This window comes from Actinoplanes sp. NPDC051346, from assembly GCF_040682215.1.
Lineage (GTDB): Bacteria > Actinomycetota > Actinomycetes > Mycobacteriales > Micromonosporaceae > Actinoplanes.
The window spans coordinates 143,858-162,974 of the sequence record NZ_JBFBAJ010000010.1 but is presented as its reverse complement, the minus strand read 5'-3'; the positions used below and the strand labels follow the sequence as shown (position 1 = coordinate 162,974).

At 69.7% G+C, this 19,117-nt stretch carries 14 protein-coding genes and 2 pseudogenes; 9 read left to right on the top strand and 7 right to left on the bottom strand.

Annotated features, from left to right (window positions below):
• Positions 1–244: 244 nt before the first annotated feature.
• The gene (locus AB0M36_RS24720; protein WP_364161332.1) at positions 245–1,072 is read left to right on the top strand and encodes a YwqG family protein; all 828 of its coding nucleotides are present in this window, start codon (positions 245–247) and stop codon (positions 1,070–1,072) included.
• Positions 1,073–2,469: 1,397 nt separating this feature from the next.
• Here the strand turns inward: AB0M36_RS24720 and AB0M36_RS24715 are convergent.
• The 3 genes and pseudogenes from AB0M36_RS24715 to AB0M36_RS24705 form a co-directional block, all read right to left on the bottom strand.
• Positions 2,470–2,604: pseudogene (locus AB0M36_RS24715) on the bottom strand (transposase); the annotation flags it as partial.
• A 458-nt stretch (positions 2,605–3,062) separates the two neighbouring features.
• On the bottom strand, positions 3,063–5,351 hold the full coding sequence (locus tag AB0M36_RS24710; RefSeq protein ID WP_364161330.1) for a hypothetical protein: 2,289 nt from the start codon (positions 5,349–5,351) through the stop codon (positions 3,063–3,065).
• Positions 5,352–5,354: 3 nt separating this feature from the next.
• The gene (locus AB0M36_RS24705) at positions 5,355–5,975 is read right to left on the bottom strand and encodes a hypothetical protein (protein ID WP_364161328.1); all 621 of its coding nucleotides are present in this window, start codon (positions 5,973–5,975) and stop codon (positions 5,355–5,357) included.
• Positions 5,976–6,467: 492 nt separating this feature from the next.
• Between AB0M36_RS24705 and AB0M36_RS24700 the strand changes: the two genes are divergently transcribed.
• Positions 6,468–6,758 (top strand): hypothetical protein, encoded by a 291-nt coding sequence (locus AB0M36_RS24700; protein WP_364161326.1) that lies wholly within the window; start codon positions 6,468–6,470, stop codon positions 6,756–6,758.
• A 209-nt stretch (positions 6,759–6,967) separates the two neighbouring features.
• Here the strand turns inward: AB0M36_RS24700 and AB0M36_RS24695 are convergent, their stop codons facing one another.
• Positions 6,968–8,359, bottom strand: coding sequence for a DUF2252 domain-containing protein (locus AB0M36_RS24695; RefSeq protein WP_364161324.1), 1,392 nt, complete (start codon positions 8,357–8,359; stop codon positions 6,968–6,970).
• A 451-nt stretch (positions 8,360–8,810) separates the two neighbouring features.
• Here AB0M36_RS24695 and AB0M36_RS24690 point away from each other — a divergent pair, with 451 nt between their 5' ends.
• The gene (locus AB0M36_RS24690) at positions 8,811–9,110 is read left to right on the top strand and encodes a hypothetical protein (protein ID WP_364161322.1); all 300 of its coding nucleotides are present in this window, start codon (positions 8,811–8,813) and stop codon (positions 9,108–9,110) included.
• A 477-nt stretch (positions 9,111–9,587) separates the two neighbouring features.
• Here AB0M36_RS24690 and AB0M36_RS24685 read toward each other — a convergent pair whose 3' ends face one another.
• A complete protein-coding gene (locus tag AB0M36_RS24685) occupies positions 9,588–10,760 on the bottom strand; it encodes a cytochrome P450 (protein ID WP_364161320.1) in 1,173 nt (390 codons plus the stop codon).
• A 447-nt stretch (positions 10,761–11,207) separates the two neighbouring features.
• Here AB0M36_RS24685 and AB0M36_RS24680 point away from each other — a divergent pair, with 447 nt between their 5' ends.
• Positions 11,208–13,166, top strand: coding sequence for a M4 family metallopeptidase (locus tag AB0M36_RS24680; RefSeq protein ID WP_364161318.1), 1,959 nt, complete (start codon positions 11,208–11,210; stop codon positions 13,164–13,166).
• Between the two features lie 67 nt (positions 13,167–13,233).
• A complete protein-coding gene (locus AB0M36_RS24675; protein ID WP_364161316.1) occupies positions 13,234–13,779 on the top strand; it encodes a hypothetical protein in 546 nt (181 codons plus the stop codon).
• Here the strand turns inward: AB0M36_RS24675 and AB0M36_RS24670 are convergent, their stop codons facing one another.
• Positions 13,780–14,478, bottom strand: a complete 699-nt coding sequence (locus AB0M36_RS24670) for a PaaI family thioesterase (protein WP_364161609.1) — start codon at positions 14,476–14,478, stop codon at positions 13,780–13,782. It lies immediately after the preceding gene.
• Between the two features lie 238 nt (positions 14,479–14,716).
• Here AB0M36_RS24670 and AB0M36_RS24665 point away from each other — a divergent pair, with 238 nt between their 5' ends.
• Positions 14,717–15,148, top strand: a complete 432-nt coding sequence (locus AB0M36_RS24665) for an SRPBCC family protein (protein WP_364161314.1) — start codon at positions 14,717–14,719, stop codon at positions 15,146–15,148.
• Between the two features lie 77 nt (positions 15,149–15,225).
• Here AB0M36_RS24665 and kstR read toward each other — a convergent pair whose 3' ends face one another.
• Positions 15,226–15,855: a cholesterol catabolism transcriptional regulator KstR gene (gene kstR, locus AB0M36_RS24660; protein ID WP_364161313.1), complete on the bottom strand. Its 630-nt coding sequence runs from the start codon at positions 15,853–15,855 to the stop codon at positions 15,226–15,228.
• Between the two features lie 132 nt (positions 15,856–15,987).
• On the opposite strand from kstR, the gene AB0M36_RS24655 reads away from it, so the two are divergent.
• From AB0M36_RS24655 to AB0M36_RS24645, 3 genes and pseudogenes are all read left to right on the top strand, one after another.
• A complete protein-coding gene (locus tag AB0M36_RS24655; RefSeq protein ID WP_364161311.1) occupies positions 15,988–17,091 on the top strand; it encodes an acyl-CoA dehydrogenase family protein in 1,104 nt (367 codons plus the stop codon).
• Entirely contained in the window at positions 17,072–18,220 is a 1,149-nt protein-coding gene (locus tag AB0M36_RS24650) for an acyl-CoA dehydrogenase family protein (RefSeq protein ID WP_364161309.1), read from the top strand. The genes AB0M36_RS24655 and AB0M36_RS24650 overlap by 20 nt, the downstream gene beginning before the upstream one ends.
• Before the next feature lie 10 nt (positions 18,221–18,230).
• A pseudogene (locus AB0M36_RS24645) lies at positions 18,231–19,115 on the top strand (bifunctional MaoC family dehydratase N-terminal/OB-fold nucleic acid binding domain-containing protein); the annotation flags it as partial.
• Positions 19,116–19,117: the final 2 nt, after the last annotated feature.

Below are 19,117 nucleotides of genomic sequence, written 5' to 3'. Positions count from 1 at the left end.
CATCGTGCCATGGCCTGCCCCGGACCGCCGCCCCGCACACGGTCTACGACCGGGCACGCACCTCGACCCGTCGCAACCTCGTTCACGGCCGAGATGCTGGCCGATCGCACGGCAGCGGCGCTGAAGGCCTTCGCCAACCGCAACCGGGGCCTGATGCGCAGCACCATGCACAACGCCTACCCCCGCTTCCAGGCCCTCTCCGCGACGGCGAATTGTGTCAGACCGATGGAGCACGATCTCGATCATGGAACGTCACGCCGCACTCGTTGCCCTCGCCCACCAGCACCTCCCCACGCGGATCGCCGACCAATGGTTGGGCTTGGCCCGGACCGCCGCGCGGCTGGAGCCGATCGGCGACGACACGACCGGCCCGGTGGTGGGGCACCTTGGCGGCAACCCGCGGCTGCCGGACGGCGTCGAATGGCCGCAATGGCCCGACCACGGTCCCTTGACCTACATCGCCGGCATCGACTGCGCTGCGCTGCCCGCCGCCGACCTGGGCATGCCGTTCCCCGCCGACGGCACACTGTTGTTCTTCTACTTCGACGGCCAACTCGACGACGGCGAGGCCCTCGTCCTTCCCAGTGAGCCGGACAGCCCCGCCGGCGCCCGAGTCCTCCACGTTCCGGCGCACGCAGCCACCACCGAGCAGACCAGTCCTGACGGCATCCGTCCTTACCCGCGCGTCGACGTGACCCTCCGGCTGTGCTCCACGATCGGCGGCACCGACCACCCCCGCATCATCGACACGTTCGACCTCACCGATCACCGCGTCGGTCATCCGTTGCAGGGCGAGGACTTCGACGAGGCCCTCTACGAGTGGCAGGACGACAACGGCAACGGCACGGGCCACCAGATCGGCGGCTACCCCAACGCGGTGCAAGGCCCCGTCGAGTACGAGATCGCTGAGTCGTCCGACGCCGCCCAGTGGCTACTACTCGTCCAGATCGAGTCCGACGGCCGCGCCAACATGATGTGGGGCGACGCCGGCGCGCTGTACTGGCTGATCCGCCGCGACGACCTCGCCGCCGGCCGCTTCGACCAGGCCCGATTCACCTGGCAGTGCTCCTGACGCTAACCGACCACAGGAGTAATCGACGTTACGACCGGCAAGAGCTGGATCTCGTCGTGTTCCGCGGCGGCGCGCCGGGGTGGTGGCCTGCACCGCCTGTTAGGAGCGGTCAGGCCAGCTCGGGGAAGGCCGCTCGGACCCGCCGCAGGTCTGGGGTTGGCCCTGGCCCGCTGGCAAGCGCGACCAAGGCCTCGCAGATTGCCGCCGGATCAGGGCATTACGGTCTTCTCTCCGCCATGGAGCCGGGAAGGAAAGGATCTGGCAACCACGTCCCGGATGCCCCCGCCATTGATCCAGCTCGCCTCCTACTATCAGGACACCGCCCACCAACTCGGATCACAAGGCCAGCCGTCCTAGCCACTGCTGCACGGCGGTTGAGGGATGTCCACCCGAGCCAAAGGGGCCCGCGGGTGGCTGTGCCCGTTCAGCACGACCTGCTCTGCGCCGCTGCTGATGGGACCCCGCACGGGGACCGAGCCAGCGGTGCAAACGCCGAAGAGGATGATGCCGCCTGTCATCCGCACGCTGAGTGTCCCGCCGGGCCGCGACAGGTCAGGTTAGTGGCTTTGAGATCATGTGATCATGCCAGGGTTTCTGAGGATCATTAGGACCACCACTAAGCCCATCCAGGTCAGGGAGGCCGCGTCGGTCGAGCTGCCGAGGGAGGCCGCAGTGATGTGGTCCTTTATGTGGGATCCGGCAAGCTCCATCGAGTTCGATGAGACGGTCGAGACTGGTGTCACACTCCCGGGCACTCCCGCCGCGGAAGTCGGCGAGATTCAGGCTTTCATCAGACGGACAGCGAACGGTCGTGAGGCCAGCCTTATCGAGGTCCTGGAATTGGAACCTTGTCGACGGGCGGTAACGCATAGCCTGACTGCCTGGTGTTCCGAATACCACGTCCTCACGATCGAGCCGCTTGGGCCCGGCTCTTGCCGACTGACGCAAGAGTTCTGGGCCGATCTTCCTGCAGGCATACCTCGTGCCGCGGTGCGAGAGTGGCAGAGCAACTCTAAGCATCGACTGCGCGGCCTGATGGAGCGACTGTCGGAGCTGGCACCTCGAATACCGACCTGATCCCCGCGCCGAGCGACGTCCTCTCGCGGCTGACTAGGGACGTCCGGACACGCTGCCGTCGCCACGCGCCGCGTTGTCAGCGGCAGACGAGTCTGCAATCCAGCGTGGCCGACCCGAATCCCATGATCGACACTTCGGAAAAGTCACTTTCCGGACCCGCCGCACCCCAGCCTAGAACACCCCTCCGCGCGAGGCATTGACACAGAGGTGTCCCTGTAGCGCTCGTCAAGCTGTGGACGCGGCAGTGTCTCCGATCTTCGGGACGGCTGGTGGTTGGTATGGACGACGGTCCCGGACCATGGCGTAGAGCACATCGACGCGGCGTCGTTCGCCAGATCGGCGTCATAGCCGGCCAGCACGCCCAGCCCGGCGACGGCTTCCTCGTCCGGGCCAACCCGGCGCAGCGTGTGCGGCAACGTACGGGCCGCGTCTGCGATGACGAACGCGTCGCGCGCAGCGCCCCGGGTGACCTGGCGGGCACCTCCGATAGCGGCGAGCGCCTGAAGTCGGGCGTAGACCCACGTGCGTCCCATGCCGGTGGCGTCGATGAGTTCCGGGACGGTGAGACGTCCTCGGGAGCTTGACCGAGCGCGGTCGATAGCGCTCGTTCCGGGTCGTCGGTGTTGGTCGCCGACACCTCGAGGGCGCGCGGCTGCTGCTCGATCGTGGCCCGGTATAGCGGGGTCAAGGTCTGGTCTGTGGTTGGCGTAGCGGGCTGCGGTCTCCCGGACGTGGTAGGCGCGGGCGCGGCGCGGATGGTTGTGGCCATCCGCCAGGACGTAGAACTTGCCCGGTGCGTCGAGCGTTCCCTGACATCGATCCCGCAACGCTCGACGCGGCGGTCACCGTGCTCGTCGCGGTCAACGCGCGAGCGACGTCGCTGCTCGGCTCGTAGCCGCCCGCCCACGGCGGTTCAGCCGCGCCACCCGAGTTCGCGGAGCTGCCGCACGACAGTGGCGACGATCTCGTCCTCGGCGGCGTTGCGGTCACCCTTCGGCGTGCTCCCGTCGGTGCCTGTCACGATCGAGACCAGTACCCCACCGCCGTAGATCCAGATTCTTCCGTACGTACTGTCCGCCTCCTCCGGGTCGTAGTCGATCGCGACAGCGACCTCACCGGCGGTCGCGGGTAGTCGGCGAAGGGTGTACGTGCCGTTGGTCTGTACCGGGCTCTCCTCGTTCTCCACCGCGCATCCGCGGTCGGTACGGCGCAGGTAGTCCGCCAGCACGGGCGCGGTGGCCGGGGTGATCGGCTGGAACTCGACGTCGATGTGCAGCGGGTTGCTGCCGGGTGTGCTGCCCAGGTACGACCGGGCGACCTCGGCCAGTGCGGACCGGTCCGGTGGCTGGTAGTAGGGGCGGTCGGGGATCGAGCTGCAGGAGATCTCCGGCAACCCGAAGACGCCGTGGCAGCACTCGGTGGTCGGGTCGCCGGTGACGGTGCCGAAGATCCCGCCGGGTCCTGGCAGCGCGGCGGCCAGGTCGGCCTGCACGTCACGCAGGTAGATCGGGCTGGAGAAGGCGCCGTGCGCGTAGCGGAGCGGGCCGTAGCGTTCCACCTTCTCGGTTTCCGACGGTGTCGTCGGGCCCCAGAGCGTCTCGGTCCGCAGGTATCCGTTCTGGAATCCACGTGGCACCTCCACGTCCTGGACGAGGTAACCGCGCCCACGGTCCTCGTCGGTCACGGCGAACTCGCTGCGCACCTTGGCCGGATGGTCACAGAGCTCGGCGAATTCGCTGGCCCTCCGGGCGCAGTTGCCGACACGACCGATGACGACGTTCACCGTGACCACCTGATCGCCCTGCTCGCCGGCGACGTGAACCGTCCGGCGGCGACCGGTGCCCTCGGGTTCTGCCGGGCGGTCGAACGCGACGCTTTCGTGGAAGTCGACCCGGACCCGCACGGTCGTGCCGGTGAAGCCGGCCGTGTCGCCGGGAAGTCTGCCGTCGACCGACGGGATCGCCAGCGGACCGGTCGACGCGACGGTCCGCCCGGCTGCGATCGCCGTGCGGATCGGATCGTCGGGCCGGGCGGGATCGTGGTCGGCGACGGGCTCCGTACCGGCGCCGGGGACGTATGTCCGTCCGACGAGGCCGATTTTCCCATCGTCGCCGTCCTGCTGTGCGAACTTCTTCCACCGCGGCAGCCGGATCGACGCGCCCGGGGCGAAACGGAAGTTGTCGAACTCGATGTGGTCCCCGTTGGCGGGCCGCGACGTGTGGGAATCGCCCCCGCCGACCAGCGCTATCTTCTTGCCCCGCAACAGCAACGTGTCGACTTGCTGCAGCGCCGCAACGGTCGGCATGTTCCTCTCGTTGACGATCTCCACCGTCCGTACTGCCGCGCTGTCGGTAGCGCTCGCCTCACACCGGCGGCCGGATGATCCGGGTGGCTGTTCGCGTTCGCTGAAGGGCGGCTGATACTCGCCGCTTGTCCAGCAGTACCAGCGGCTGCCCTTGTCCTCGTTGTCCGGATGATTCACCCCGCCCCACGCCGACGCCCGTTCGGCGTTTCGGAGGTAGGCCGTCTCGTCACAGTCGAACACGCTGTCGTCGACCGCGTCGGGGGTGTAGTAGAGCGCGAGGTGACCGGCCGCGACGCCGGTGCAGTTGCCGGGAGCGAATTTGTCCAGCTGCTTGACGACCTGCTCCTGCAGCTTGGTTTCCGGACCGAAGTTGACATTGAGGTGACGCAGGCCGTCGAGCTTGTCGGTCACCTCGCCCGCCGTGCCGAGCTCCTGGCCCATCAGCACCCGGACCTCCGGAAATTCGGCCTGGAGCCGGGCCGCCGCGTCACGGATCAGACGGTACTGGCGGCGTCCCTGGTCACGGTCGATCTTTGGCATCGAGATCGTCCGGCAGTTCCACAGGAAGCACACCTTCGTACCGACGAGAGTGTGCATGCTGAGCCACGGCACGTGCTCGGTCAGGATGATCCATCGCGTGCCGTTGGCCTTCGCCTGTTCCAGCGTCTGGCGGACCAGCAGCTCCGCACAGGCCCGCTCGTCGAGCTTCCCGGGGCAGCGCACATGGGTGCCGATCCCGCTGTCGCCGGCGGCGTGGACGTGGGTGTCGCCGGCGATCCAGTCGGCGCCGGGGTTCGGCGCCGCCCGGACTGCCGGCGCATCGCCGATCACGACCAACGTTGTGGCCAGGACGAGAGCCATGGCGATACGAAACAGGCGCGGCGTGGTGCGGTCCATGGCTCAGTGCACCTCGATGGCGGTGACCAGCACGGCGACCTCATCGGGTGTGCCCACGACGTCGGCGGAGTACCGGCCGGAGCCGGTCTCGAACAGGTACTCGACGCTGCGCAGGTCGACCGGTGTGGCGGTGTAGCGCAGTTCCCAGCCGGGAACCCGGTCCAGCGTCGTCCTGGTGACGGTCACCGCCGTGCCCTGTTTCCTGACCTCGCCCGCCATCCTGGCGACGGTGTCGTCAAGGCGCTCGAACCGGCCCTCCTGCCGGCGAACGGTCAGTACGGCGCTGTGATCCCTGCCCGTCACAACCAGCACCACGTCCTCGAGGTGCCGGCCGGCGTCAGCGTCGAACGTCAGCGTGTCGGCGACGTCGCCGTGCCCGGCCGTCCGGGCCTGTCCGGAGACACGTTCCAGCCCGTCCGGAGCCGTTCCGGCGTCGGTCCAGCCGTCCTGCATACGCACCGTGACCGGTCGGACCGAACCGCCGTCCGGTTCCGGCGTACGGTGGATCATGACCGCCGCCAGGCCTGTGGCACCGACCACGACCGCCATGCACGCGGCAGTGATGATGACGGCGCGTCGCCCGGCCGGGATGCGACGGGTCCGAAGGAAGCTTATCGGGGTCATTGTCCTATTCTTGGCGCCGACCGACGTGAAGGATCACCGCTGCACGGCCGGATCTGCGTCCCGTTCGTGTCGCCGGCACGGCCGGACGTCAGGAACCCGCCGCTGTGCCGGGCGGCGCCGGCAAGCGAACCGGCGGAGCGCACTGGAGTTCGACCGACCCCATTCGAGGCCCGCTCGGCGGCAACGGGTCGTGCTCTTCGGGATGCCTCGACAATGAGCGTTGCGGTCGTGAGGGTAGATCCGGGTGCGGATGAGGTTGTTCCCGCGGGACTCGGTGCCCGGGGGATAGGCGCTGATCTCGTTGCCTGCCGCGGGATGATCAGACCGGCGAGGATGAGCTGACCGGTCTCGCCTGCCTCGGCTGAGGATGTCTGAAGGGCTGCGCGCATGGAATCGGGTCGATACGGCAAAATAAGGCAACGCCGCCCAGATGAAAGATCATGCTGGCGGCAGCGACCGGCTCGGGTGGATCGGGTGGGTCATACTCGGCCGATGAGCGACCTGAAGCGTCGGGCACTGCCCCGAATCCTGGGTTTCGTCAACGGTAGTGCGTTCCTCGTCGGCCTGGTCCTGACGAGCGCCGGCCTCATCCGCCTGTTCTCGGCCTTCCCTCTCGGAGAGGCGTCGTCCCTCACCCTCCGCGATCAGGACCTGCCCCCGGGCCCTCTCGTCAACCTCAGCTGGCTTGGGCTCGGCGCTGCCATCGCACTCGGGGGTACCGCGCTCCTGTTCGCCTCCCGCTGGCTTAGTCGGCGTCTTGAGGCGCACCGCGAAGCGTTCTGACGCTCGTTCTCCCACTGGCAGGCACACACTCGGCGACACCCGAGTGGCTCATGAGCACGCCACAATGAAAGAGCTCGGCAGGTGAAATCCGGGTGGGTTCTCGCCGGAGACCTGCTTGCGTGCAGTTGTGGCGCGCTTGGGCGGGGCAGGATGATGACCGCGTTCCTTTGTCGGCCTCTGCGCGGCGGCCATCGGCGGCATCGGCGCCGTCACACGGCCACGACGCCGGCCGCGATGGCCGCGACCAGCTCCTGGTGATCATGCGCAGTCTGGTCGGCATAGGCAACGGCGAACTCGACCACGGCCTCGTCGAAACGCCGCCTCTTGCCGATGTAACCCGCGATCGCCGTCGCATCGCCAGTACGTGCATGCGAGCGAGCGAGTACGTGCGCGCATCGCTCGGCGAACGGCACGAGATGCGGCGAGATGAGCTCGCCGTTCGGGATCACCTTCATGTCCCGGAACTGGCGCACGTAGAAGTCGAATCCCCGCACGCTCGTCCAGCCGAGGAAGATGTCACTCGCCGCCTGGATGAGCCGCTTGCCGCGGATGACCCGCTGGCCGTGGCCCGGGTACGGGCTCGGGCCTAGAAACTGCTCGTAGACCGATGGCCCGGCCTGCTTGATTTGCAGGAACAGTGGCTCCTTGCCGTTGCGGCCCTGGAGCAGGACCAGGTACACCTGCATCCCGACGCTTCCGACGCCGACCACCTGGCGGACGACGTCGACGAGCGTGAAGCGGTCGAGCAGCTGACGCCGTTCAAAGGGCAGGCTGTCGTGATAGGCCTGTAGCGTCTCCGCGGCGAGCTCGGCCGTGCGGTCACCAGGGACGATCTCGGAGATGTGCACCCGCGTTGGGGGATCGTCGACGATCCGCAGCTGGCCGTCGACCACATGGGTTAGTTTCCGAGCCGCGCCCGCGCTGGTCCGTCGCCGCGCCCGCTTGGTTAAGCGCACCGACATCTGTTCCTGCTCCTCCGGGGCGAACAGCTCGAGCAGCTCGTCGGAGGTGATCACGTCGTACCAGATCGTCAACTCATCGGCGGTTGCGTACTGCGCGATCCGGGCACGGTACGCCTGCGAGGCCGCGCGGACAGCGGCCACTGCAATCCGATCGTCCAGCCCGCTGTCGTGGGCGAGCACAACGAGACTCGCCAGGTAACGCTTGAGGTCCCACTCGAATGGCCCGCGCACTGTCTCGTCGAAATCACGCAGATCGAAGGACAGCTGTCGCTCCGGTGTGGCCCACAGCCCGAAGTTCAGTACATGCGCGTCGCCGCACAACTGCACATCGATACCCGTGTGCGGCGCGGCGGCGAGATCGGCCGCCATCACCGCTGCCGCTCCACGAAAGTAGGTCCACGGCGAGGCCGACATACGCGACATCCGTATAGGCACCAGATCAGGCACACGGGTCTCGTTCTGTGCGAGCACTGTCTCCAGCGCGTCATGGCCGCGCGTCGCGGGATCCCAGTCGCCCAGGCGCCGACGCGGTACCCGGCCGCGAGCCGCACGCCCGCTCGCTCGTCGCTTCCCCATCGGTGTCGCCGATGCGTAAACCGACCGGTGCGCGCGTTCAGCAGTGGGAACCGAAAGGGTCATGGCTCCTCCACGTGGCTGGTCACCGCCTTCGCCATCGCGCAAATTGCGACGGATTCCCTGCCGGAACCTCAAACCGGGTGAGACGGCCACCCCGGGCGCCGAGGCAGCCCTGTCGTCATAGCTGCTGTATCGCGAGGCGCCCAGTCTCCGTCCGCCGGAAGTCTCAGCGTCGGCCGTTGCGCCGGCGGAGCAGAACGACGGTTCCCGCGACCACGAGTAGCAGGGGAAGAATGAGCCCCCACATCAGCAATCCGTTCACCCGGAGACTCCTCACGCTCGGCGGGACCACTCAGAGCAAGCGTTCTGGCTCGTCGACCGCGGCGAATCATCCGCTCCGCGTGAAAGCAGGAATGTATGGCCCGGCGCACGGCGCCGCAGCCAGCTCTCCTCGGGAAGCCCGGTCAGGGTCCCGTTGGCGAGGTAGCGCCGGCCGTGCTGGATCATCATCGACATGGCTGTGCTGGTGGAAATTCATATTCCAATGACCGTCGACGACGAATGGATCGACGATGTCGGGGACTTCATGATCGACCTGGAGGAGGAGCTCGGCCTCGAGGAGCACGACGACGGCGAGGCGTTCGGCGACTTCTACATCTTCTTCATCGCCGGCGCGAGCGAACGGACATTACTGGCGGCGGCGTCCCGGGTAGCGACCCGGGACGGGGTGCCGGCGGGCGCTTTCGCCATGGTGACCGACACCAACGCTCCGCGCTTCGGTCTGGGTCGCCGGGTGAGCCTTCCGGTGCGGTGACCGGTCCGCGCAGCCTGGTAGGGCTGGAGCACACCGGTCGGCGGCAGGAGCACGGCTCTCTGCGCGACTGACGCCGGCCCGGACAGACGGGCCGCCGTCACGGCCTCCATGTCTCGTCGCCCTCGCCACGTTGATCATGGAGGCCGTGGCTCCGTTATCGCTGTCCTGTCCGGCTGCGCCGGTCGCCTGGGTTTTCGAGGTGCTCAGGCCGTGCCACTGGGCCAGGTACCACAGTTTGTCCGGGCGCAGAGCCCGAGCGCCTCGGTGAGGCCCGGCAGGCGCGGTCCACCCTGACGCGTGCACGGCGCTGACGGTGAGCCCACCACAGGACGCCGAGAACGACGATGGCCGACACCAGGACTGTAGGCAGCGGACTGCTGCCGGGTTCGAACGCTGTCGCGGGCGGCGAGCCAGCCTCCCGCGACTGCCGTCGCCGTCGACGCGTAGGTGCGGACCAACTACGGCGGATTCTGACCTCTAGCCGAGCAGCACGGGCAGAGAGACGAGGCCGCGGGCGCGGAACGATGGCCGCCATCTCAGGTCGCTGTCCGGCACGGCCAGGCGCAGCCCGGGGAAGCGGCGCAGCGCCGTACCGATGGCGATCTCCAGCTCGATCCGCGCCAGCGGGGCGGCCACGCAGTAGTGAATGCCGTGACCGAAGGTCAGATGGTTGCCGGCGCGGCCCGGTGCCGCCTCGTCGGGCGCCGGAAACGCCTCCGGGTCGCGGTTGGCCGCGCCCACCACCAGCAGCACGGTCTCCCCGCGTGGCACGACGACCCCGTCGACGTCGACGTCCTCGGTGGTGAAGCGTCGCAGGAGCACGGTGGCGGGCGGGTCGAGGCGCAGCAGCTCCTCGATCGTCGACCCGAGTCGGGTCGGGTCCGTCGGCAGGTCGGGTTGCCGCAGGAGCGTGAGTAGCCCCGTACCGATGGCATGCACGGTGTTCTCATAGCCGGCGAATAGCAGCAGGAAGGCCAGCGACGTCAGCTCGTCCTCGCTGAGGCGGTCTTCGTTCTCGCGCGCGGCGATCAGCGCCGAGAGCAGGTCGTCCGCCGGGTCGGTGCGCTTGGCCGCTAGCAGCTGCCTTAGATAGGCATGGATAGCGCCGACGGCGCGTGCCGCGGCGGACCGGTCGTCGGGCGGCGGGACGAGCATCGTGTCGGTCCAGGACCGGAAGTCCGTCCGGTCGTGTTCGGGAACGCCGAGCAGGTCGCAGATGACCGTCACGGGCAGGGGACCGGCGTAGTCGCGGACGAGATCCGCCTCGCCCTGCCCGGCGATCCTGTCCAGCAGGGCGTCGGCGGTCCGCTGGATCCGGGGGCGGAGCTCCTCCACCCTTCGTGGGGTGAACGCGCGTGACACGAGGGTGCGGATGCGCGTGTGATGCGGCGGATCCATGTTGAGCAGATTGGCGTCCAGGGCCGGCGGCAACGAGAACCCCCGCCAGCTGCCGTTGCCGTTGCTCTTGTCCACCGACAGTCGTGGGTCGGCGAGCAGGCGGCGAACGTCGGCATGTCGAGTGACCAGCCACACCGGCGAACCGTCCGGCAGCTCCGAGCGACAGGCCGGTGCCGTGTCGCGCAGCTGTTGGTAGACCGTGTGCGGATCAGTGAAGAACGCCTCGGAGAACGGGAGTGCGGCTGCGGTCATCCCGCGAGATCCTCCTGGACAGGCGTCGGTTGACAAGAAGGGGCCGGGCATCCACGGGGACAGATGCCCGGCCTGCCCAGATCGAACCACACCCGTCGCCGGGTCCGCCACCCGGCCGCGCGACTCGGGGTCGGTGCCCCGGCGGGCGGCCGTGCCGGTTTGCCGCACTCCATGGTGATGTCGCGCGGGAAATCCTGTTACGACGACAGCGCAAATTGTTGATGGACAGTGTCGGTTAAATAAAGCTTCCCGAAAGCTCGGCGTAAATATCGAAATCCCGAGCTCATCGATGGTTAAAGATTTCTTAAGCGCATTGACGCTGCTCGTTCATGGCCCAAAGACTGGCCCTCGCTCACCAGACGAGCGCATTCCTCTCACTTCGCGACGGCGGGACGGACGGGTTCGACCCGGCCATCGGCGCCGCGAGTATTCGCGCAAGGAGCACCGTTGAAGCACAAAGTCGCGGTAGCGACCGGCATAGCGGCCGTTACCGTCGCGGGATCCATCGCCCTCACCATGGCGCAGGGAAACGCCTCCACCACCCCGATCGGGGCGGCGCCGGCCGACCCGGTTCCGACGGCCGCCGCGACCGCCAAGGCCACGTCGGCGGCATCGGCACTGGTGACGAAGAAGCCGAAGCTCTTCTTCAAGAGTGACCACGACAAGCTCGTCAAGCGGCAGGTGGTCAGCCAGAACGGCCTGCAGTACGTGGCGTACGAGCGCACCTATCGGGGTCTTCCGGTGCACGGCGGCGACGCGGTCGTGGTCACCGACTCCTCCGGGGCGGTGCTCGGCAACTATGTGGCGCAGGACCAGGCACTGTCGACCGGCACCAAGGCCAAGATCTCCGCGGGCGTCGCCGCCAGGGTGGCGCGCAAGCAGCTGGCCACCGTCACGTCGGCGGGCAAGCCCACGCTGACCGTGGTGGCGCAAGGTTCCGGTGTGCTGGCGTACGAAGTGGTGGTCGCCGGCACCAAGCGCACCAGGCAGGGACCGGCACCCAGCAATCTGCACGTCTTCGTGGACGCCGGCACCGGCACGGTGTTGGCCGACCTGACCCGCGACGACGTCCTCGACGCCGCGGGCCGGGGCGCCTACTACGGCAACGTCACCATCGACACGCAGGGCTCGGGCGGCCGCTTCACGATGAGTGACCCCAAGCGCCCGGGTCTGCAGTGCGGCGGGCAGAACGGCGCCGCCTTCACGAGTACGACCGACAGCTGGGGCAACGCGAACGCCACCGACCTGGTGACCGGCTGCGTGGACGCGATGTACGTCGTCGCGAAGGAATGGGACATGCTGCGCGACTGGCTGGGCCGCGACGGCATCGACGGCAACGGCCGCGCCTTTCCGATCCGGCAGGGCCTCGACGACGTCAACGCCTTCTGGAACGGTACGCGGGTCGAGATCGGGCACTCCTCCGACAACCGGCGGCTGCTCAACAGCATCGACGTTCTCGGACACGAGTTCGGGCACGCGATCAACCAGTTCACGCCCGGCGGCTCCAGCCGCGGCAACGAGGCTGGTGGCCTGAACGAGTCCACCGGCGACATCTTCGGCGCGCTGACGGAGTTCTACGCCCGCAACCCCAACGACCCGGGCGACTACACCGTCGGCGAACTGGCCAACCTCGCCGGCGACGGACCGATCCGCGACATGGCCGACCCGTCGAAGATCGGCGACCCGAACTGCTTCTCGAGCAGTATCCCCAACACCGAGGTGCACGCCGCCGCCGGCCCGCAGAACCACTGGTTCTATCTGCTGGCCGAGGGTTCCCGGCCGACCAACGGCCAGCCGTCGAGTCCCACCTGCGACAACAGCACCGTGACGGGCATCGGCATCGAGAAGGCCGGCAAGATCTACATGGCTACGCTGATGCGCAAGACCAGCGGCTGGAACCACGCCAAGGCCCGCGCGGCGTCGGTCGCCGCCGCGGCGCAGCTGTTCGCCAACGGCACCGAGTGCGCCACCGTCAAGGCCGCGTGGAACGCCGTCAGTGTTCCGGCCGGCGCCGGCGAGCCCGCCTGCACCGGCGGGGGCAACCCGACGCCCACCACCCCGCCGACCACGCCCCCGACGCAGTCTCCCGCGGGTGCCTGCCGGGCCGGCTACTCCTCACGCGACAGCGGCGCCCTCTCCGCCGGCAGGACGGTCGTCACCGACTCGTTCACCGCCGGCGGCGGCCCCCACACCGCCTGCCTGTCCGGACCCGCCACGGCCGACTTCGACCTCTACCTCGACAAGAGCGTCGGCGGCCGGTGGAGCACGGTGGCCCGTTCGACCGGCGACACGTCCCGGGAGGCCATCGCCTACACCGGCACGACGGGTACGTACCGGTACCGGGTCGTGTCCTACGCCGGCTCGGGTGACGCCGTCCTCGGCTGGAACGCGCCTGCCGGCGGCTGATCCCCGCTTAAACGATCGAGGAAACCGGGGTGCCTCCGCGCACCCCGGTTTCTGTTGGAGAACGTCCATGACGACGATGATGGGACCCATGGTGCGCACGTCGCGAACATCGGTAGTTCTGACCACGCTGCTTCTGCTCGGCGTCGCCGGGTGTGCGGAGAATGGCGCCGCTTCCGCTGGGGCCTCACCGACGCCCACCGCCGCGGCACCGACATCGCCGGCAAAGGCGTCCGCGATCCCGACGACCTCCGCCGCACCGGATCCGGCTCCGGCGGAGAAGCTGTTTCCGCTCGCCGTCCACCGTCGTGGTGGCTTCGCCGGCGTCGACGACCGCGCCTCGATCGCGGCCGACGGATCGGTGGTCGTGACCCGGCGCGGGCGCGCCGCCGTGCGGACCTCGCTGCCGGCGACCACGATGACGCAGCTGCGCCGACTGCTGGCCGCTCCGGACCTGCGGGGGACACCCTCGGACGCGCCGGCGGTCTGCAACGACGGCTACGAGTACGAGTTCACCAGCCCCTCGGCGACCCTGCTCGTGCACGACTGCGACGTGCCGCAGGGTGCGTCGCTCGACAAGCTGCTGGCCATGACGGCGAAGTTGTTCAACGGCTGATCAGCCGGCGCGGGAGTCGGAGTCGCGGTTGCCGGCGTCCCAGATCGCGCCGAACAGCCGTCGGGCCTGGTCGGCGCTGAGCGCGACGAAGGTGCCGGTCGCGGCGACGAGCACCGTATCCGGCTCCGCGGCGGTGGCGATGGCTCCGGACGCGGTCACCCGCCGGCCGTCGATCGCGCTCACCCTGGCGGTCAGGCGCAGGGGTGTCTGCAGGGGGACCGGTGCCCGGTACGAGGTGTCGAGGCGCACCGTCATGCCCGGGTGCCCGGAGGCGCTCACCGCGTATCCGAGGAGTTGGTCGAGCAGCAGGGCGCTCATGCCGCCGTGGGCGTAGCTCGGCGGCCCTTCGAAGGCCAGTCCCAGCGTGCAGGTGCCGATGGTGAGGTCGCCCGCCTGTTCGATGTGCAGCGGCGGGGCGAGGGCGCTGCCGCTGCCGGTCACCGGGTTGAACATCCGTACGCCGTCGAGCAGGTCGTCGGCGCTGGACACGGTGGAGCGGTCGCGCAGCCGCTGGCCGAGCAGGGCCGCGGCCTGGCGGATGCCCTCGGCCGCGCGGTCGAGGTCGTCGGACGGGACCTCGGTTGCGGTGGCCGTCTCGACCAGGACCCGCATCGCCTCGCCGAGTTCGGCGACGGCCCGCCGCCGCTGCCGCACCCGGGCCGACCCTGCCGCCGCCGTGTGCCCGTCGACGGCGCGCAGCTTGCGGGTGGCGCGGGGGATCACCGCGTCCTGGTGCCAGGCGGCCGAGGGGAAGGGCGCCGGCGGCTCGCCGTGCCGGTCGGCATTGTTCTCGGTCACCGTGTTTCCTCCACCGCTCGAGGTTCAGGACCTGGTTCTACTCTGCCGGGCCCCGGGTTTCCTGATCACAACTAGTGAAGCTCGTCACATTGCTATAACCTGTTCTAGTTCTCTGGGATCACCCTCAAGGAGGAACACGATGCCCAAGGTCAGTGTCTCGGCCGACGCCGCTGCCGATCCGCAGAAGGTCTGGCAGCTGGTGGTGGACCTCCCGCGGGTCGCCGAGTGGAACACGATGCACGAGGGGTTCACCGGCGAGGTCCCGTCGACGCTCGATACGGGAACGACCTACCGCCAGAAGGTGAAGCTGATGGGTATGCCCGCCGAGATGGCCTGGCGGGTCACCGAAGCGCAGCCGGGGGAGCGGCTCGAGCAGTCCGGCGACGGCCCGATGGGCGTCAAGTCGAAGTACCGGATGGTGATCGAGCCGTCCGGAAGCGGGTCGCGGATCACCTACGAGATGGAGTTCATCGGCCCCGCGCTGGCCGGACCCATGGCCGGCATGCTCGAGAAGCAGGCCGGCGCCGCCGCGACGCAGTCGCTGGCGAAGCTGACCGCCCTGCTCGGCTGAAGTTCTCCGCGGCGCCGGGGCGGGAGGGCCCCGGCGCCGCGGCGCGTGCGGAAAGGGCCCCGGCGCGTGGGGAAGGGTCAGCGCAGGAGCAGGCGGGTGGCCAGCTCCAGGTGGTTGACCACGTCGTTCGCCGAGGCCCGTCGGGTCACCCAGGCGACCAGGTTGGACAGCCACACGTCACCGATCACCCGGGCCTTCGCCCGGTCGTCCGGGGTCGGGTCGCCGTCGTGCATGGCGTTGGTGAGCATCTCCTCCATGAGCCGCGCGACGGCGTTGACCTCGGCGCTGGCGGAGGGGTCAGCGAACATGAACGCCCGCGTCATCGCCTCGGTGAGCAGCGGTTCGCGCTGCATCTTGCGGGTCATCCGGGTGAGCACGAACAGGGTCCGCTCGTGCGGTGTGTCGCCCGGAACGGGCTTGCGGTCCAGCTTCTCCTGGATCATCTCGAATTCCAGCACCAGGGCTGAGACCAGGAGATGAATCTTGGAGGGGAAGTAGCGGTACAGCGTGCCGAGCGCGACCTCCGCCCGCTCGGCGACGGTGCGCATCTGGACGGCGTCGTAGCCGCCCTTGGAGGCCAGTGCCAGGGTGGCCTCCAGGATCCGGCGGCGCCGGTCCCGTTGGGCGGCGGAGCCCTGTTGCGCGTCCGCGCCGGCGAGCGCACTGCGGCCGGCGCCGTTACTGGTATTCGTTCTCGACGCTGCCATCCTTGCCTTCCGCGGCGATTTGGACCACGGCTGTGGCCGTGATATGGGCTCTACCAGCGTACCAACGTGGGTGTAGCGATCGGTGCCCGAGGTGGCTGGCGCGGCAAGACTGAAACGTGTTCTACTTGCCGGGTGGGTCCCGACTTCGAACTGGACGAGGCGCAGGACGCGATCGTGCGCCTCGCCGGCGAGGTGCTCGACGACGACGCGGGCACGCCGGAGCGCCTGGGGAAGGCGCTCGGTCAGGCGGGCCTGCTCACCCTCGCCGTCCCGGTGCGGCTCGGCGGTGCGGGGCTGGGCGCCCTGGAAACCGCCCTGGTGATCACCGAGATCTCCCGCCGCGCGGTCACGATCCCGGCGGTGTCCACACTCGGCCTCGGCGTGCTGCCGGTGGTCCGGTGGGCCGGCCCTGATCAGCAACGCGAGCTGCTGGCCGGGGTGGGGGAGGGCCGGGTGCTGACGGCCGCGCTGGCCGAGCCGGGCGATCCGCTGCCGGACGCGCCGCGCGTCACGGCGACCGCGAGCTGGATGGTCACCGGCACGAAGACCGCCGTGCCCGACGCCGAGCAGGCACACCGCATTCTCGTGCCGGTGAGCCTCGCGACCGGCGGGGTCGCGGTCGCGCTGGTCGACCCCCACGCCCCCGGCGTCACGCTGCGGCGCACGGCCACCTCCGCCGGCACCCCGGAATTCACGGTACGGATGGACGAGGTCACCGCGGAGCCGCTCGGTGCCGACGTCGACGGGCGCTGCGTCGCCGACCTGCACCGGTTCGCCGTCGCCGCCGCCTGTGCCGCCGGCGACGGCGCGCTGGCCGGAGCCCTGCGGTTGACCGCGGACCACGTCCACAGCCGCCACCAGTTCGATCGTCCCCTCGCCACCTTCCAGGCCGTCGCCCAACAGATCGCCGACATCTACGTCACCTCGCGCACCCTGCACCTCGCCGTGCTGGCCGCCTGCTGGGGCCTGGACGCCCACCGCCGGACGGACGATGACAGCCAGCCGGATGCCGTCAACCAGGCGGACGAGGATCTCTGGGTCGCCGCGTACTGGCTGACCGGCGAGGCGCCGCCGGCCCTGCGCTCCTGCCACCACCTGCACGGCGGGCTCGGCCTGGCCGTCGACTATCCGCTGCACCGGCACGGCGCCCTGCTGCGCGACCTGGCCCGCCGGCTCGGCGGCGCCGACCACTGCCTGCACCGGCTGGGAGGTCGCGTTGTTCATCGACCTGACTGAGGAGCAGCACGCGCTGCGCGGTCGGCTCCGGGCGTACCTGAAAGATCTGCTGTCGCCGGAGCAGCGCGCCGTGCTGCGCCACGAGCGGCACGGCCCGGTCCACCGTGAGGTGGTCGCCCGGCTGGGCCGCGACGGCTGGCTCGGACTCGGCTTCCCCACCGAGTACGGCGGCAGCGGGCCCGGCCCGGTGGAGCAGCAGATCTTCGTGAACGAGGCGGCCCGCGCCGACGTCCCGCTGCCCGCGGTCACCCTGCAGACCGTGGCACCTACCCTGCTCGCGTTCGGCACGCCGGAACAAAAGGACTTCTTCCTGCCCCGCATCCTCGCCGGCGAGATCCACTTCGCGATCGGCTACACCGAGCCCGAGGCGGGCACCGACCTCGCCGCGCTGCGGACCCGGGCGGTGCGCGACGGCGACGGATATCTGGTCAACGGGCAGAAGACGTTCACCACCGGCGCGCACGACGCCGACTATCTGTGGCTCGCCTGCCGGACCGATCCGGACGCGCCGCGGCACCGGGGCCTGTCCATCCTCATCGTCGACACCCACGATCCGGGTTACTCCTGGACGCCGATCATCACCTGCGACGGGGCGCACCACGTCAACGCGGTCTATCTGAGCGACGTGCGCGTGCCGGACCCGATGCGGGTCGGGCCCGAGAACGGCGGGTGGCGGCTGTTGACCACCCAGCTCAACCACGAGCGGGTGATGCTCGGCCCCGCCGGGCGCCTCGGTGCGCTCTATGCCCGGGTGCATGACTGGGCCCACGCGAATCCCCGCGTGCTTCAGCGGAGCGAGGTGCGCCGGTCGCTCGCCCGGGCGTACGCGTGTCTGCGCGTCAACGAGCTGCTCAACTGGCAGGTCGCCGGCAGTGAGCCGGCCGGGGTGGCGGACGCCTCGGCCACCAAGGTCTTCTCGTCCGAGCAGGTGCTGCGGATCGGCCACGAGCTCGAGGAGATCGTCGGCCGCCACGGCGACCCGGACGACGCCGCGACCGCCGACCTGATGTCCTGGCTTGACCTGCAGGCCAAGCGCAACCTCGTGCTGACCTTCGGCGGCGGGGTCAACGAGATTCAGCGCGAACTGATCGCGTCCGCGGGCCTAGGGCTGCCCCGGGTGCCGAGGTAAGTGGGGTGCGATGGACGAGGAGATCAGAGCCGCCGCCCGGCGCGTCGCCGAGGCCGGCGAGTCCGGCCTGAGGCCGGCCCGCGACCCGGTGAACCTCCCGGCGATCCGCGACTGGCTGGAGGCGATCGGCGACACCAACCCGGTCTACGAGCGCGAGGGCCTGGCACCGCCCGCGATGGTGCAGGTCTGGACGATGCCCGGACTGCGGCCGGCCGCACTGGACCCGGCCGACCCGCTGCGGGCCATGTCGACCGTGCTCGACGAGGCCGGATTCACCTCGGTGGTGGCGACGAACTGCGAGCAGACGTACCACCGCTATCTGCGGGACGGCGAGCGGCCGGAGGTGCGCAGCCGGCTCACCGACGTGACCGGCCCGAAGCGCACCGCGCTGGGTGAGGGCTGGTTCGTCACCACCGAGAGCACCTGGTTCGTGGGCGCCGAACCGGTGGCGAGCATGCGGTTCCGGGTGCTGAAGTTCCGGCCGGGCACCGCGGCGCCGCCCGCCGAGCCGGGAACGGCCCTGCGGCCGGTGATCAGCCCCGACAGCGCCTACTTCTGGGCGGGAACCGCCGTCGGCGAGCTGAGACTGCAACGGTGCGGCGAGTGTGGCGCCCTGCGCCATCCGCCCGGGCCGGCCTGCCCACGGTGCGGTGCCACCAAGCCCGAGTACGCGGTCGCGTCCGGCACCGGCCGCATCCACAGCTTCGTGGTGCACCGCCACCCGCCGCTGCCGGGCCGGCGGCTGCCCGTGGTGGTCGCCCTGGTGGACCTGGAGGAAGGCGTACGCATGGTGGGTGAGCTGCGCGGCGTGGACCCGGCCGACGTCCGCGTCGGCGCCGCGGTGCGGGTCGACTTCGTCCGACTGGACGACGAGGTGACCCTGCCGGCATGGCGGCC

Bases quoted from the DNA above. Each gene is read 5' to 3' on its own strand.
- AB0M36_RS24700 (WP_364161326.1), top strand. From the start codon at position 6,468: ATGAGCGACCTGAAGCGTCGGGCACTGCCCCGAATCCTGGGTTTCGTC.
- AB0M36_RS24690 (WP_364161322.1), top strand. From the start codon at position 8,811: ATGGCTGTGCTGGTGGAAATTCATATTCCAATGACCGTCGACGACGAA.
- AB0M36_RS24710 (WP_364161330.1), bottom strand. From the start codon at position 5,351: ATGGACCGCACCACGCCGCGCCTGTTTCGTATCGCCATGGCTCTCGTC.
- AB0M36_RS24675 (WP_364161316.1), top strand. From the start codon at position 13,234: ATGACGACGATGATGGGACCCATGGTGCGCACGTCGCGAACATCGGTA.
- AB0M36_RS24695 (WP_364161324.1), bottom strand. From the start codon at position 8,359: ATGACCCTTTCGGTTCCCACTGCTGAACGCGCGCACCGGTCGGTTTAC.
- AB0M36_RS24665 (WP_364161314.1), top strand. From the start codon at position 14,717: ATGCCCAAGGTCAGTGTCTCGGCCGACGCCGCTGCCGATCCGCAGAAG.
- AB0M36_RS24685 (WP_364161320.1), bottom strand. From the start codon at position 10,760: ATGACCGCAGCCGCACTCCCGTTCTCCGAGGCGTTCTTCACTGATCCG.
- AB0M36_RS24720 (WP_364161332.1), top strand. From the start codon at position 245: ATGGAACGTCACGCCGCACTCGTTGCCCTCGCCCACCAGCACCTCCCC.
- AB0M36_RS24705 (WP_364161328.1), bottom strand. From the start codon at position 5,975: ATGACCCCGATAAGCTTCCTTCGGACCCGTCGCATCCCGGCCGGGCGA.
- kstR (WP_364161313.1), bottom strand. From the start codon at position 15,855: ATGGCAGCGTCGAGAACGAATACCAGTAACGGCGCCGGCCGCAGTGCG.